The following is a 13,094-nucleotide window of genomic DNA, read 5'->3' as shown; positions in this document are numbered from 1 at the left end:
GGACGGGAGGACCCCGGACGGGACGACGTCGCCGGGATCCGCCCGGAACGCTCCGGGGAGGCACGCGTGGGAGTCACCTGGCGGCGCTGGGCGTGGCCGGCGGCACCGCTGGCGCTGGTCCTGCTCGCCGCGACCGGCTGCGACAGCACGCCGAGCGCGCGGCCCAAGCCGACCGCCGCACCGCCCCCGTCCGTGGCCCGGGTGTGCGACAGACCCGCGGCCGGGCCGGCGAAGGCACCGGCGGGCGCGGTGACGGTCGATCCCTCGGTGGCTGGCGACCTGGCCGCCAAGACCGAGAACAGCCCCCCGAACACCACGTTCTGGCTTCGGCCCGGCAAGCACAGGCTCGATCCGGACCGCTACGCCCAGGTCATCCCCAAGAAGGGGGACACCTACCTCGGGGCGCCGGGCGCGGTGCTCGACGGCCGCCGGACCAACCAGTACGCCTTCGGCGGCACCGCCCGCGATGTCACCATCCGCCACCTGACCGTGCAGAACTTCGTCGCGCCGCACGACGAGGGCGTGGTCAACCACGACTCGGCCGACGGGTGGGTCGTCGAGCACGCGACGGTCCAGAACAACTCCGGCGCCGGTCTGATGGCCGGTGCCCGCCAGCGGGTGCGCGCCAGCTGCCTGCGCGGCAACGGTCAGTACGGCATGAACGCGTACAAGGGCAACGGACGTATCAGCGGCCTGGTGGTCGAGGGCAACGAGATCGTGGGCAACAACCGGGACGACTGGGAGCGGCGGCGGCCGGGCTGCGGCTGCACCGGAGGCGTCAAGTTCTGGGCGGTCGACGGCGCCGACGTACGCGGCAACTGGGTCCACGACAACCGTGGTTCCGGATTGTGGGCGGACACCAACAACAACGACTTCCGCATCGAGGGCAACCTGATCGAGGCCAACGACGGTGCCGCGCTGATCTACGAGACGAGCTACAACGCGGTCATCCGCGAGAACACGATCCGCCGGAACAACTGGGTGGAGGGCCGCACGTACGCCGACCGCGGCGACACCTTCCCCTTCGCCACCGTCTATCTGTCGGAGTCCGGCGGCGAACCACGGATCCGGGCCCGCACGGACAAGATCGAGATCTACCGGAACGTGCTGGAGAACAACTGGTCCGGGATCACCCTGTGGGAGAACGCCGACCGCTTCTGCAACAGCCTGGCCAACACCTCCTCCGGTGACTGCACGCTGCTGGTGAAGAACACCGCCCGCTGCGCACAGCCCGGGATCGCCACCGCACCGCTCTACGCCGACTGCCGGTGGAAGACCCAGCGGGTGGACATCCACGGCAACCGCTTCGTGCTGGACAAGTCCGTCGTCCACTGCACGGTCAAGTGCGACCGGATGGCGGTGCTGGCCAACTACGGCACGTATCCGGACTGGTCGCCGTACCAGGGCGAGCGGGTGGCCGAGGCGATCACCGGCAAGCAGAACAACCGCTGGCACGACAACGTCTACCTCGGACCATGGCAGTTCGTCACCCACGACCCGAGCCGGATCCTCGACTCCGGGCAGTGGCAGGCCATGCCGTACCAGCAGGACGCGGGCAGCACCTTCCGCGCACGGGACGGTGGTTGAGATGGGCGCGGAGCACACGCCGAGGCTCGTCGGGGTGGTCTGGGGGCTGCTGATCCTCAACACGCTCGGCTCCGCCGGGGCGAAGACCATCGTCCCGCTGCCCCGCTCCCTCATCCAGATGGTCACCATGGGCGCGCTGGTCGCCGCGTTCGCGCTGGCGCTGGCGCTCAACCTCCGGCTGCGCATCCGGGCCAGCGCCTTCCTGCTGCTGCTCACGCTGCTGCTGGTGCCGAGCGTGATCTCCAGCGCGCACCTCGATTCGGGGTTCGGCGCGCTGTTCCGCTGCGCCCGGCTGGCTCTCTTCGTCGGCACGCTGTGGCTGCTCAGCCGCTGGTGGGACGGTGGTCCCACGTTCGTCCGGCACCACATCCGCCTGTACTTCGCGGTGCTCGGCTCGGTGGCCGCCGGCGCGGTCATCTCGCCGGGCGCCGCCCTGCCCGAGCTGTACGGCGGGCGGCTGGTCGGCGCGTTGTGGCCGCTCACCCCGCCGCAGATCGGGCAGTACGCCGCGGTGATCATCGGGCTCACCGTACTGCTCGTCCTGGGCCGCCGGACCGACAGGACCAGCGCGGCGGTGATCACCGTGCCGGCGCTCGTCCTGCTCGCGCTGACCCATACCCGCACGGCCACGCTCGGGCTGCTCATCGGGCTGGCGCTGGCCATCACCTCGCTCGTCCTGACCAGCGCCGCCGCCCGCCGGTTCTTCGCCTGGGCGGTGCTGTGCGCCGCCGTGGCCGCGGTCGGGTTCGGCTCCGCGCTGCAGGCGTGGTTCCTGCGCGGACAGAGCCAGGAGAACTTCACCAGCCTCACCGGCCGGGCCAAGGTCTGGCACGCCCTGCTGGCCGCGCCCCGGACCACCTCGGAACACGTGTTCGGCGCCGGTCTGGGCGACAAGTCGTTCGGCGGACTGCCGATCGACAACAGCTGGCTGGCCGTCTACCAGGAGCAGGGGATCACCGGCGTCGCCCTGGTGGCGGCGGTCGTCGTCGTCCTGGGCGGCGTGGCGTTGCTGCGGCCACCGTCGCTGTCGAGGGCCTGCGCGATCTTCCTGATCAGCTACTGCGCGATCGCGTCGTACACCGAGGCCGGGCTGGGCGACGCCTCGCCGTATCTGCTGCATCTGGCCGTGGCCGCGTCACTGCTGGCGGCACCTGCCCCGGCCGCTCCCCTGTCCACGCCCGCAGTCCCGCAACGCCCCGTCCCGCGATGGGCCCGAAGATCGGAGGTGGCCTGAGCATGCACGTCCTCGTCGTGCACAACCGCTACGCCTCGGCGCAGCCGAGCGGAGAGAACAAGGTCGTCGACCAGGAGGTGGCGCTGCTGCGTTCGGCCGGCCACCGGGTCGAGGTGTTCGAGCGGCGCAGCGACGACATCGCCGCGATGTCCCCGCTCGCCAAGGTGGGGGTGCCGCTGCGGGTGCCGTGGAACCCGGCGGTCAGGGCAGAACTCGGCGCCCGGCTGCGCACCGAGCGGCCGGACGTCGTGCACGTCCACAACGTCTTCCCGCTCCTGTCACCGGCCGTGCTGGCCGCCTGCGCCGACGCCGGGGTGCCCGCCGTCGCCACCCTGCACAACTACACCCAGGTCTGTCCGCCCGGCACCCTTCAGCGGGACGGCCGGCCGTGCACCGAGTGCGTCGGGTCCACGCCGCTGCCCGCGGTCCGCCACGGCTGTTACCGGAACTCCCGGCTGGCGACGGTGCCGCTCGCGGTCGGTCTGTCGCTCAACCGGCGGCGGTGGTGGTCCGGTGTGGAGCGGTTCTTCTGCATCTCGGCGGCGCAGCGCTCCATCCTGGTGCGCGCCGGCATGCCGGCCGAGCGGATGGCGGTGAAGCACAACTTCGTGCCCGACCCGGGCGTCTGCCGCACGGGCGCCGGCGAGCATCTGCTCTATCTGGGCCGGCTCGCGGAGGCCAAGGGCGTGCGGCTGCTGATGGCCGCGTGGGAGAGGGTCGCCGCCGGCGGTGGCGTGGGCGTGCCGCTCGTGATCGCGGGCGCGGGGCCGCTGGAGCGAGAGGTGGCCGCCTGGGCGGCGGGCCGCGACGATGTGCGCCACGTCGGCCTGTACGACCAGGAGCAGTGCCGGCGGGCCATCGCGCGGTCGGTCGCCGTGGTGGCTCCCTCGACGTGGCTGGAGGCGTTCGGCCTGGTGGTCGTGGAGGCGATGGCGGCGGGGGTCCCGGCCGTCGCCGCCGGTCACGGCGCCTTCGTCGAACTCGTCGAGGACGGCAGGACCGGGCTGCTGCACCGGCCGGGCGAGCCCGCCTCGCTCGCCTCCTGCATACGCCGGATCACGGCCGACGCGGCCGGCAACCGGGAGATGGGGCGGGCGGCCCGGCGCCGTTACGAGCAGGACTTCAGCTCGGCGGTCGGGCTGGAGCGACTGATGGATGGGTACCGCACCGCGATCGCGGGTCGGTCAGCACTGTCTCGCGACGGGGAGACCCGCGCGAGCAGGGGGGATGGGGACAGCAGATGACACGATGCCGACTCTGCGGCTCGGCGACGCTGGCGAGCGTCGTCGATCTGGGGGCGACCCCGCCGTGTGAGAGTTTTCTCGCCGCGGACCAACTGGACCGGCCGGAACCGGCGTACCCGCTGCACCTGCGGGTCTGCACGGACTGCTGGCTGGCGCAGATCCCTCCGCTGATCACGCCGGAGGAGACGTTCACGCAGTACGCGTACTTCTCCTCCTACTCGACCTCCTGGGTGGAGCACGCGCGCACGTTCGTCGCCGACGCCGTACGGCGGCTGGGCCTGGGCACCGACGCCTTCGTGGTCGAGGTGGCGAGCAACGACGGGTATCTGCTGCGGCACATGGTGGACCGCGGGATCCGCTGCCTGGGCATCGAGCCGTCGGTGAACGTCGGCGCCGCGGCGCGGGACGCGGGGGTGCCCACGCTCACGGAGTTCCTGGACGCGGAGACCGGCTCGGGCGTCCGCGCCGAGCACGGCCCGGCGGACCTGGTCGTCGCCAACAACGTGTACGCGCATATCCCCGACGTGGTCGGATTCACCCGGGGGCTGCGCGCCCTGGTCGCCGACGACGGCTGGGTCTCCATCGAGGTGCAGCACCTGCTGACCCTGATCGAGGAGAACCAGTACGACACGATCTACCACGAGCACTTCCAGTACTACACGGTCGCGTCCGCGATCCGGGCGCTGGCGAGCGGCGGACTCGCGCTCGTGGACGTCGAGCTGCTGCCCACGCACGGCGGTTCGATCCGGCTGTGGGCCCGGCCGGCCGAGGCGGCCGGTGAGCCGACCGAGCGGGTGGCCGACGTGCTGGACCGGGAGAAGGCCGCCGGGCTGCGGGAGCTGTCCGGGTACGCCGAGTTCTCCGCTCGGGTGGCCAAGGTGCGCCGGGACCTGCTGCGGTTCCTCATCGACGTGGCCGAGCGCGGCGAGACCGTCGTCGGCTACGGCGCCCCGGGCAAGGGCAACACCCTGCTCAACCACTGCGGCGTCCGGCCCGACCTGCTGCCGTACACGGTCGACCGCAATCCCTACAAGCACGGCAGGTTCACGCCGGGCACCCGCATCCCGATCCTGCCACCCGAACGGATAGCCGCCGACAGGCCGGACTACGTCCTCGTCCTGCCGTGGAACCTGCGGGCCGAGCTGGTCGAGCAGCTGTCCTTCGTGCACGCCTGGGGCGGCCGCCTGGTCTTCCCCATACCGGAACTGAGCATTGTCGAGGTCAAGGCATGAAGGTCGTCCTGTTCTGCGGCGGTTACGGGATGCGGATGCGCAACGGCGCCTCCGACGACGTGCCCAAGCCGATGGCGATGGTCGGCCCACGGCCGCTGATCTGGCACGTCATGCGCTACTACGCGCACTACGGGCACACGGAGTTCATCCTGTGCCTCGGGTACGGCGCCCACCACATCAAGGACTTCTTCCTCGGCTACGAGGAGACGACGTCCAACGACTTCGTGCTGCGCGGCGGGCGGACCGAGCTGCTGTCCACCGACATATCGGACTGGACGATCACGTTCGTGCAGACCGGCATCGAGTCGCCGATCGGGGAGCGGCTGCGCCGGGTACGCCACCACCTGGACGGCGACGAGATGTTCCTCGCCAACTACGCCGACGTGCTCACCGACGCCCCGCTGCCGGAGATGATCGACCGGTTCGCCCGGCGTGACGCGGGTGCGTCGATGATGGTGGTGCCGCCGCAGTCGTCGTTCCACTGTGTGGAGCTGGGCGAGGACGGCCTGGTGGGGGGCATCACCGCGGTGAGTGAACTGCCTCTGTGGGAGAACGGCGGCTACTTCGTGCTCCGCCAGGAGGTGTTCGACCACATCCCGGAGAACGGGGACCTGGTCGCCGACGGATGCGCCGAACTGGCCAAGCGGGGCCGGCTGGTGGCGCATCAGCACCGCGGCTTCTGGAAGCCGACCGACACGGTGAAGGAGCGGGCCGCGCTCGACTCCGGCTACGCCCGGGGCGACCGCCCGTGGGCCGTGTGGGAGCGGGACGGTGGGCGGGCGTACGCGACCGGCGGCAGGGACGGCGCCGGAGTGGGGACCGCGTGATCCGGCTCGGGGCCGGGCGCCCGGACCGGGTCGTCGCGGTGGGCGCGCACTGCGACGACATCGCCATCGGCGCCGGGGGCACCCTGCTGGCGATGTGCCTCGCGCGGCCGGGTGTCCGCGTCGACGCGCTGGTGCTGTCCGGCGGTGGCAGTGAGCGGGAGGAGGAGGAGCGGGCCGCGCTCGCCGTCTTCTGCCCGGGTGCCGACCTGCGGCTGACAGTGCTCAAGATGCCGGACGGCCGGCTGCCCGTGCACTGGGAGGAGGCCAAGGCGGCGGTCGAGGCACTGCGGGGGCGGACCGAGCCGGACGTGATCCTGGCTCCGCGCGCCGATGACGCGCACCAGGACCACCGCGGTCTGGCGCAGCTGGTACCCACCGCGTTCCGCGACCACCTCGTCCTCGGCTACGAGATCGTCAAGTGGGACGGCGACCTCGGCCGTCCGACGGCGTACCAGCCGCTGTCACCGGAGATCGCCGAACGCAAGGTGCGGCTGCTCCAGGAGCACTATCCCTCGCAGCGGCACCGGCCCTGGTACGACCGGGAGGCGTTCCTCGGGCTCGCGCGGATCCGCGGCATCGAATGCCACGCGCGCTACGCCGAGGCGTTCGCCGTCACCAAAATCACTCTTGATCTGGGGGAATGAACCGTGCGCGTACTGCTGACCGGACACCAGGGCTACCTGGGCACCGTGATGGCTCCGGTGCTCGCCGCCGCCGGGCACGAGGTCGTCGGACTCGACGCCGGCCTGTTCGCCGACTGCGTGTTGGGGCCGCCGCCCGAGGACCCGCCGGGGTCGCGGGTGGACCTGCGCGACGTCACGGCCGAACACGTGGCCGGGGTGGACGCCGTGATCCACCTGGCCGCGCTGTCCAACGACCCGCTCGGATCGCTGGCACCGCAGCTCACCTACGACATCAACCACCACGCGTCCGTACGGCTGGCCCGGCTGGCCCGCGACGCCGGGGTGCGGCGCTTCCTGTACGCGTCGACCTGCTCGGTGTACGGCGCCGCCGGCGGTGACGACCTGGTGGCCGAGGACGCCCCGCTGCGCCCGGTGACGCCGTACGCGGAGTCGAAGGTGCGGGTGGAGGACAACCTGCACGCGCTGGCCGACGGCGACTTCAGCCCGGTGTTCCTGCGCAACGCCACCGCCTTCGGCTTCTCGCCCCGGCTGCGCGCCGACATCGTGCTGAACAACCTGGTGGGCCACGCGCTCCTGTCCGGCGAGGTGCTCGTGCTCTCCGACGGCACCCCCTGGCGCCCGCTGGTGCACGCCGCCGACATCGCACGGGCCTTCACGGCCGCGCTCACCGCCCCGCGGGAAGCGGTGCACGACCGCGCCTTCAACATCGGCAGCGAGATCAACAACGTCACGGTCGCCGAGATCGCCGGGCAGGTCGCCGAGGCGGTGGCCGGCTCGAAGGTGGTGATCACCGGGGAGAACGGCGCCGATCCGCGGTCGTACCGGGTGGACTTCTCCCGGTTCCGCGCCGCGGTGCCCGGCTTCGACTGCGAGTGGACGGTGAAGCGGGGGGCGCTCGAACTCGCCGACGCCTACCGGGACCACGGGCTGACCCGGGAGGCCTTCGAGCGACGCTTCACCCGGCTGGCCGTGCTGCGCGCGGCGTCCGACGCCGGCAGCGTCGACGACACCCTGCGGTGGCGCCGGTGACCACGGCCGGCGAGGAGATGTACGCGCTGGTGGAGCGGCTGTACCCGTTGTGCCGGAGCATCACCGGCGACGGTGTGCGCGCCACCCTGGACATCGTCGGCGAGTACGTCCCGCTGCGGGTGCACGAGGTGCCGACCGGGACTCAGGTGCTCGACTGGACGGTGCCGCAGGAGTGGAACATCCGGGACGCGTACATCGCCGACTCCGCCGGCCGCCGGGTCGTCGACTTCGCCGCGTCCAGCCTGCACGTCCTCGGCTACAGCGTGCCGGTGTCGGCGACCATGCCGCTGTCCGAGCTGCGCCCGCACCTGCACACCCTGCCGGAGCACCCGGCCTGGGTGCCGTACCGCACCAGCTACTACGAGCCGCGCTGGGGGTTCTGCCTGGCCCAGGAGGTCTTGGACGCGATGCCGGACGGCGAGTACGAGGTGCGCGTCGACTCCACACTCGCCGACGGCCACCTCACCTACGCCGAGCACGTGGTCCCCGGCCAGGTCCCCGACGAGGTGATCGTCTCCAGCCACGTCTGCCACCCGTCGCTGGCCAACGACAACCTGGCCGGCATAGCCGTGGCGACGTACCTGGCGCGGGCGCTGGCGGAGCGGACGCCCTACTACACCTACCGGTTCGTCTTCGCGCCCGGCACCATCGGGGCGATCACCTGGCTGGCCCGCAACAGGGAGCGGATCGACCGGGTCAAGCACGGCCTGGTGCTGGCCTGCGCCGGTGATCCGGGCCGGCTGACGTACAAGCAGAGCAGACGCGGCGACGCGGAGATCGACCGGGTGCTGCGGCACGTGCTCACCGCCTCCCAACGACCGCACCACATCACCGAGTTCACTCCCTACGGCTACGACGAGCGGCAGTACTGCTCCCCCGGGTTCGACCTCGGGGTGGGCTCGCTCAGCCGGACCCCGTACGCCGGTTATCCGGAGTACCACACCTCGGCGGACGACCTGGCCCTCGTCTCCCCGGAGGCGATGGCCGACACCCTCTCCGTCTGCCGCGAGGCGTTCGCCGTCCTCGACCGCAACCGGCGGTACGTCAACCTCAGTCCCTACGGCGAGCCGCAGTTGGGCCGGCGGGGGTTGTACGACGCGCTGGGCGGCCGCAGCGACACCCAGCAGGCGCAGCTGGCCATGCTCTGGGTGCTCAGCCTCTCCGACGGGGAGCACGATCTGCTGGACGTCGCCGAGCGGTCCGGGCTGCCGTTCAGCGCCGTCGCCACCGCGGCCGACGCCCTGCACGGCGCCGGGCTGATCAAGGCATGACGCCGATGACCACCGAGGGGGCGGGGACGGCGGCACCGGCGGGGTCCACCCGGCGGGCCGTCGTCGGCCGGCTGTCCTGGGGCCTGGCCGACCAGGCCGCCTCCAGCATGACCAACTTCGCGGTGGGGATCTACGTGGCCCGCTCGCTGGGCGTGACCGCGTTCGGCGTGTTCGGCCTGGCCTGGGTGACCTACGGCGTGGTGCTCAGCGTCTCCCGCGGACTGGCCACCGATCCGCTCGTGGTGCGTTTCAGCGGCGTGCCGGAGGCGTCCTGGCGCGGCGCGGTGGCCCGGTCGTCGGGTACCGCGCTCGGCGTCGGCGCGGCCATCGGCGCGGCCTGTCTGGTGGTGGGCCTGGCTCTCGGCGGCGGCGTGGGGCACGCGTTCGCCTGCCTCGGCGTCATGCTGCCGGGGCTGCTGCTCCAGGACGCCTGGCGCTACTCGTTCTTCGCGGCCGGCGCCGGGCGGAAGGCGTTCGTCAACGACCTGGTGTGGGGCGTCGCGCTCGTCCCGGCCATGGTGGTGGCGGCCCGCGTCGGCAGTGTGGCCGCTTTCGTCCTCGCCTGGGGCGGGTCCGCCGCGGTGGCCGCGGTGTACGGCTGCCGCCAGTGCGGCATCCGGCCCCGGATGACCGAGGCGCGCGGGTGGCTGCGCGAGCAGCGCGACCTCAGCTACCGGTACCTGGTCGAGAACGTCGGCGTCAGCGGCGCGAGTCAGCTGCGGGCGTACGGGCTCGGCGTGATCGTCGGGGTCGGCGCGGTGGGCGCGGTCCGGGGCGCCGAGCTGCTGCTCGGCCCGTTCCTCGCCGTGCTGATGGGCCTTTCCCTGGTCACCGTCGCGGAGGCGGCCCGGGTGGTGCGGCGGGCCCCGCACCGGCTGGCCCGGTTCTGCCTCCTGCTCGGCGCCGGGCAGGCCGTCGCCGCGCTGCTCTGGGGCGCGGCGCTGCTGCTGGTCCCGGACCGGCTCGGCGAGTTGGTGCTCGGCGGCGTCTGGGGCTCCGCCTCGGAACTCGTCGTGCCGGCCACGCTCGGCGTCGCGGGCGCCGGACTCGGCACCGGCGCGGCGGCCGGACTGCGCGCACTCGGCGCGGCCCGGCGCAGCCTGCGCAGCCAGTTGTTCGCCTCCGCCTGCTACGTCGGCGGCGGGCTCGGCGGGGCGGCCGCGGCCGGCACGGTCGGCTCGGCCTGGGGCGTCGCCGCCGCCACCGTCTGCAGCTCGGCCGTGTGGTGGCTGCACCTGCGGTCCGCCCTGCGCGAGCGCCACCGCAACCCCATCCCCGAAGTGAGGACCTCATGACCGCGCAACCCAGGCTGAGCATCGGCCTGCCCGTGTACAACGGCGAGGAGTACCTCGCCGAGTCCCTCGACGCCCTGCTCGGCCAGACCTACGAGGACTTCGAGCTGGTCGTCTCCGACAACGCCTCGACCGACGGGACCCAGGACATCTGCCGCCGGTACGCCGCGCGGGACTCGCGCATCCGGTATCTGCGGCTGACCCGGAACATCGGCGCCGCGCCGAACCACAACCACGTCTTCACCGAGTGCCGCGGCGAGCTGTTCAAGTGGGCCTCGCACGACGACCTGTACGCCCGTGACCTGCTGCGGCGCTGCGTCCAGGCGCTGGACGAGCGGCCGGACGTGATCCTCGCGCACAGCGGCCAGGCGGTCATCGACGGCGACGGCCAGGTGAAGGTCCCGTACGAGTACGGGCTCGCCACCGACTCGCCGCACGCGCCGGAACGCTTCCGCAGTCTGCTGTTCGAGCCCGGCGGCGACGACTTCTACGGGGTGATGCGGGCCGACGTGCTGCGCCGGGTGAAGCCGCACGACAGCTACCACCACGCGGACCGCACGTTCGTCGCCGAGATCACCCTGCACGGGCCCTTCCACCAGGTGCCGGAGCTGCTGTACTTCCGCCGCGACCATCCCACCCGCGCCGAGCGGGCGAACCCGGGCAAGCGCTCCCGCTGCGTCAACCTGGACCCGCGCCGGGCGGGCCCGCTGCACCCGACGCCCCGGCTGCTCGCCGAGTACGTCTGGGGCTTCGTGACGGCGATCCGGCGGGCGCCGCTGTCCCCGGCCGACCGGCGTGCGTGCTACCGCCACCTGGGCGCGTGGATGACCAGCCGGGTCCGGCCGGGAGCGGGCGAGCGGGTCGAGGACCGCGCCCCGGTCGACCCGCGCGGGCTCACCGTCTCCGTGGACGCCCTCGTCGCCGGCCGGGAAGGCAGGCAGGCGTGACGTCCGCGGACGAGTCTGCGGTGCGCGTCGGGGTGTTCGGCCTGCTCGGCTCCGGCAACCTCGGCAACGACGGGTCGCTCGAGGCCGTGCTCGGATACCTCCGCGCCCAGCACCCGGAGGCGGTCGTGGACGCGCTGTGCGGCGGACCCGAGGCCGTCACGGCCCGGTACGGGATCCCCGCGACACGGCTGCACTGGTACCGCGGGGAGTACCGGACCGCGTCGCGTGCGGGCGCGATCGCGGCCAAAGGGCTGGGCAAACTCGTCGACGCGGTACGCACCGCCGCCTGGGTGCGCCGGCACGACGTGGTGATCGTGCCGGGCATGGGCGTCCTGGAGGCCACGCTGCCGTTGCGGCCGTGGGGCTTCCCGTACGCGCTGTTCCTGCTGTGCGCGAGCGGCCGGCTGTTCGGCACCCGGGTCGCGCTGGTCGGCGTCGGCGCGGACGCGATCGCCGACCGGCCGACCCGGGCCCTGGTGCGCCGGTCGGCGCGACTTGCCGCCTACCGGTCGTACCGGGACACCCTGTCGCGCGACGCCATGCGGGCGATGGGCGTGGACACCGCGCGCGACGAGGTCTACCCCGACCTCGCGTTCGCCCTGCCGGCGCCGCCCCCGAGGGCGCCCTCGGGCCCACCGGGGCGGGTCTGCGTCGGCGTCATGGCCTTCCACGGCGGCAACGACGACCGCTCGCGGGCCGAGGAGATCCACCGGCGCTACCTCGACGGGACGATCCGTTTCGTCCGCGCGCTGGTCGAGGACGGCCGACCGGTCCGGCTGCTCACCGGCGACGACTGCGACGCGCCGGTGGTCGCCGCGATCCTCGACGCGGTGGACTCGCCGCTGGTCACCGCTGCCGAGGCGGCCTCGCTGGCCGGCCTGATGAAGGAGATGGCCGCTGCCGACGCCGTCGTGGCAACCCGCTACCACAACCTGGTCTGCGCGCTGAAGGTCGCGACGCCGACGCTCGCACTCAGCTATGCGGCCAAGAGTGACGCGCTGATGGCTCGCATGGGGCTGGACGCGTACCGCCACCCGGCTCGCGAGGTCGACGCCGACCGGCTGCTGGAACAGTTCCGGGCGCTGGAGCGGAACTCGGCGGAACTGCGGCGGACCCTGGCCGAGCGGAACCTGGTCGCCGCGCGGCAGCTCGAGGACCAGTTCACCGCCCTGACAGCGGCCCTGTTCCCGTCGACCGACCACGCGCGGTCCCGCGCCCGGCAGGAGGCTCCATGAAAGCGACCGAGGTCCCGGAGATCGACGGCGCGTACCTGTTCGAGCCGACGCCGTACGCCGACGAGCGCGGCTTCTTCAGCCGCACCTTCGACGCCGACGTGGTCCGCTCGGTGGGTCTCGACCCGCACGCCTTCGTCCAGGACAGCCTGTCCCGCTCGGTCCGGGGCGTGCTGCGCGGCCTGCACCTGCGCTCCGGCGCCGGCGAGGCCAAGCTGGTGCGGTGTTCGTACGGGAGGATCTTCGACGTCGTCGTGGACCTGCGGACGGACTCGCCGACCTACCGCAACCGGGCGTTCTTCGAGCTGTCCGACGAGACGCAGGCGACGCTGTACATCCCGGCGGGGTGCGCGCACGGCTTCCAGGCGCTGACCGCGACCGCCGACACCTCCTACCGGATCGACCGCCCGCACGATCCGGCCGAGGACGTGACGATCGCCTTCGACGACCCGGAACTCGCCATTCCCTGGCCGCTGCCGGTCGCGTCGATGTCCCAGCGGGACCGGGAGGCGCCGAGCCTCGCCGAGGTCCTGAAGCCGAAGGAGAGTTGAGGCC

Annotated in this window: 12 protein-coding genes; all 12 read left to right on the top strand. The window is 72.7% G+C overall.

The annotated features are described in order from the left end of the window. The first annotated feature begins 66 nt into the window (after positions 1–66). From ACFYO5_RS10045 to rfbC, 12 genes are read left to right on the top strand one after another with little or no spacing between them, the layout of a single operon-like run. Positions 67–1,587: a right-handed parallel beta-helix repeat-containing protein gene (locus ACFYO5_RS10045; protein WP_388707182.1), complete on the top strand. Its 1,521-nt coding sequence runs from the start codon at positions 67–69 to the stop codon at positions 1,585–1,587. A 1-nt stretch (position 1,588) separates the two neighbouring features. Continuing rightward, positions 1,589–2,821: an O-antigen ligase domain-containing protein gene (locus ACFYO5_RS10040; RefSeq protein ID WP_388706416.1), complete on the top strand. Its 1,233-nt coding sequence runs from the start codon at positions 1,589–1,591 to the stop codon at positions 2,819–2,821. A 2-nt stretch (positions 2,822–2,823) separates the two neighbouring features. Next, positions 2,824–4,065, top strand: a complete 1,242-nt coding sequence (locus ACFYO5_RS10035) for a glycosyltransferase (RefSeq protein ID WP_388706413.1) — start codon at positions 2,824–2,826, stop codon at positions 4,063–4,065. Next, positions 4,062–5,297 (top strand): class I SAM-dependent methyltransferase, encoded by a 1,236-nt coding sequence (locus ACFYO5_RS10030; protein ID WP_388706410.1) that lies wholly within the window; start codon positions 4,062–4,064, stop codon positions 5,295–5,297. The genes ACFYO5_RS10035 and ACFYO5_RS10030 overlap by 4 nt, the downstream gene beginning before the upstream one ends. After that, positions 5,294–6,124 carry a glucose-1-phosphate cytidylyltransferase gene (locus ACFYO5_RS10025; protein WP_388706408.1) on the top strand — a complete coding sequence of 277 codons (831 nt, stop codon included), beginning with the start codon at positions 5,294–5,296 and terminating at the stop codon, positions 6,122–6,124. The genes ACFYO5_RS10030 and ACFYO5_RS10025 overlap by 4 nt, the downstream gene beginning before the upstream one ends. Beyond that, the gene (locus ACFYO5_RS10020; RefSeq protein ID WP_388706405.1) at positions 6,121–6,768 is read left to right on the top strand and encodes a PIG-L deacetylase family protein; all 648 of its coding nucleotides are present in this window, start codon (positions 6,121–6,123) and stop codon (positions 6,766–6,768) included. Before ACFYO5_RS10025 ends, ACFYO5_RS10020 begins: the two co-directional genes overlap by 4 nt. Before the next feature lie 3 nt (positions 6,769–6,771). After that, the gene (locus ACFYO5_RS10015; protein ID WP_388706402.1) at positions 6,772–7,797 is read left to right on the top strand and encodes an NAD-dependent epimerase/dehydratase family protein; all 1,026 of its coding nucleotides are present in this window, start codon (positions 6,772–6,774) and stop codon (positions 7,795–7,797) included. Next, on the top strand, positions 7,785–9,068 hold the full coding sequence (locus ACFYO5_RS10010) for a DUF4910 domain-containing protein (protein ID WP_388706399.1): 1,284 nt from the start codon (positions 7,785–7,787) through the stop codon (positions 9,066–9,068). The genes ACFYO5_RS10015 and ACFYO5_RS10010 overlap by 13 nt, the downstream gene beginning before the upstream one ends. Then, positions 9,065–10,363 (top strand): hypothetical protein, encoded by a 1,299-nt coding sequence (locus ACFYO5_RS10005; protein ID WP_388706397.1) that lies wholly within the window; start codon positions 9,065–9,067, stop codon positions 10,361–10,363. The genes ACFYO5_RS10010 and ACFYO5_RS10005 overlap by 4 nt, the downstream gene beginning before the upstream one ends. Beyond that, positions 10,360–11,307, top strand: coding sequence for a glycosyltransferase family 2 protein (locus tag ACFYO5_RS10000; protein ID WP_388706394.1), 948 nt, complete (start codon positions 10,360–10,362; stop codon positions 11,305–11,307). Before ACFYO5_RS10005 ends, ACFYO5_RS10000 begins: the two co-directional genes overlap by 4 nt. After that, positions 11,304–12,542, top strand: a complete 1,239-nt coding sequence (locus tag ACFYO5_RS09995) for a polysaccharide pyruvyl transferase family protein (protein WP_388706390.1) — start codon at positions 11,304–11,306, stop codon at positions 12,540–12,542. Before ACFYO5_RS10000 ends, ACFYO5_RS09995 begins: the two co-directional genes overlap by 4 nt. After that, entirely contained in the window at positions 12,539–13,090 is a 552-nt protein-coding gene (gene rfbC, locus ACFYO5_RS09990) for a dTDP-4-dehydrorhamnose 3,5-epimerase (protein WP_356568432.1), read from the top strand. Before ACFYO5_RS09995 ends, rfbC begins: the two co-directional genes overlap by 4 nt. Positions 13,091–13,094 lie beyond the last annotated feature (4 nt).

The organism is Streptomyces sp. NPDC006259 (assembly GCF_042870975.1).
Lineage (GTDB): Bacteria > Actinomycetota > Actinomycetes > Streptomycetales > Streptomycetaceae > Streptomyces.
Note: the sequence above shows the minus strand (reverse complement) of the source record. Positions and strands in the feature narration are given on the sequence as shown.

Coding starts and splice junctions, on each gene's coding strand:
- ACFYO5_RS10005 (WP_388706397.1), top strand. CDS start 9,065: ATGACGCCGATGACCACCGAGGGGGCGGGGACGGCGGCACCGGCGGGG.
- ACFYO5_RS10035 (WP_388706413.1), top strand. CDS start 2,824: ATGCACGTCCTCGTCGTGCACAACCGCTACGCCTCGGCGCAGCCGAGC.
- ACFYO5_RS10040 (WP_388706416.1), top strand. CDS start 1,589: ATGGGCGCGGAGCACACGCCGAGGCTCGTCGGGGTGGTCTGGGGGCTG.
- ACFYO5_RS10030 (WP_388706410.1), top strand. CDS start 4,062: ATGACACGATGCCGACTCTGCGGCTCGGCGACGCTGGCGAGCGTCGTC.
- rfbC (WP_356568432.1), top strand. CDS start 12,539: ATGAAAGCGACCGAGGTCCCGGAGATCGACGGCGCGTACCTGTTCGAG.
- ACFYO5_RS10000 (WP_388706394.1), top strand. CDS start 10,360: ATGACCGCGCAACCCAGGCTGAGCATCGGCCTGCCCGTGTACAACGGC.
- ACFYO5_RS10025 (WP_388706408.1), top strand. CDS start 5,294: ATGAAGGTCGTCCTGTTCTGCGGCGGTTACGGGATGCGGATGCGCAAC.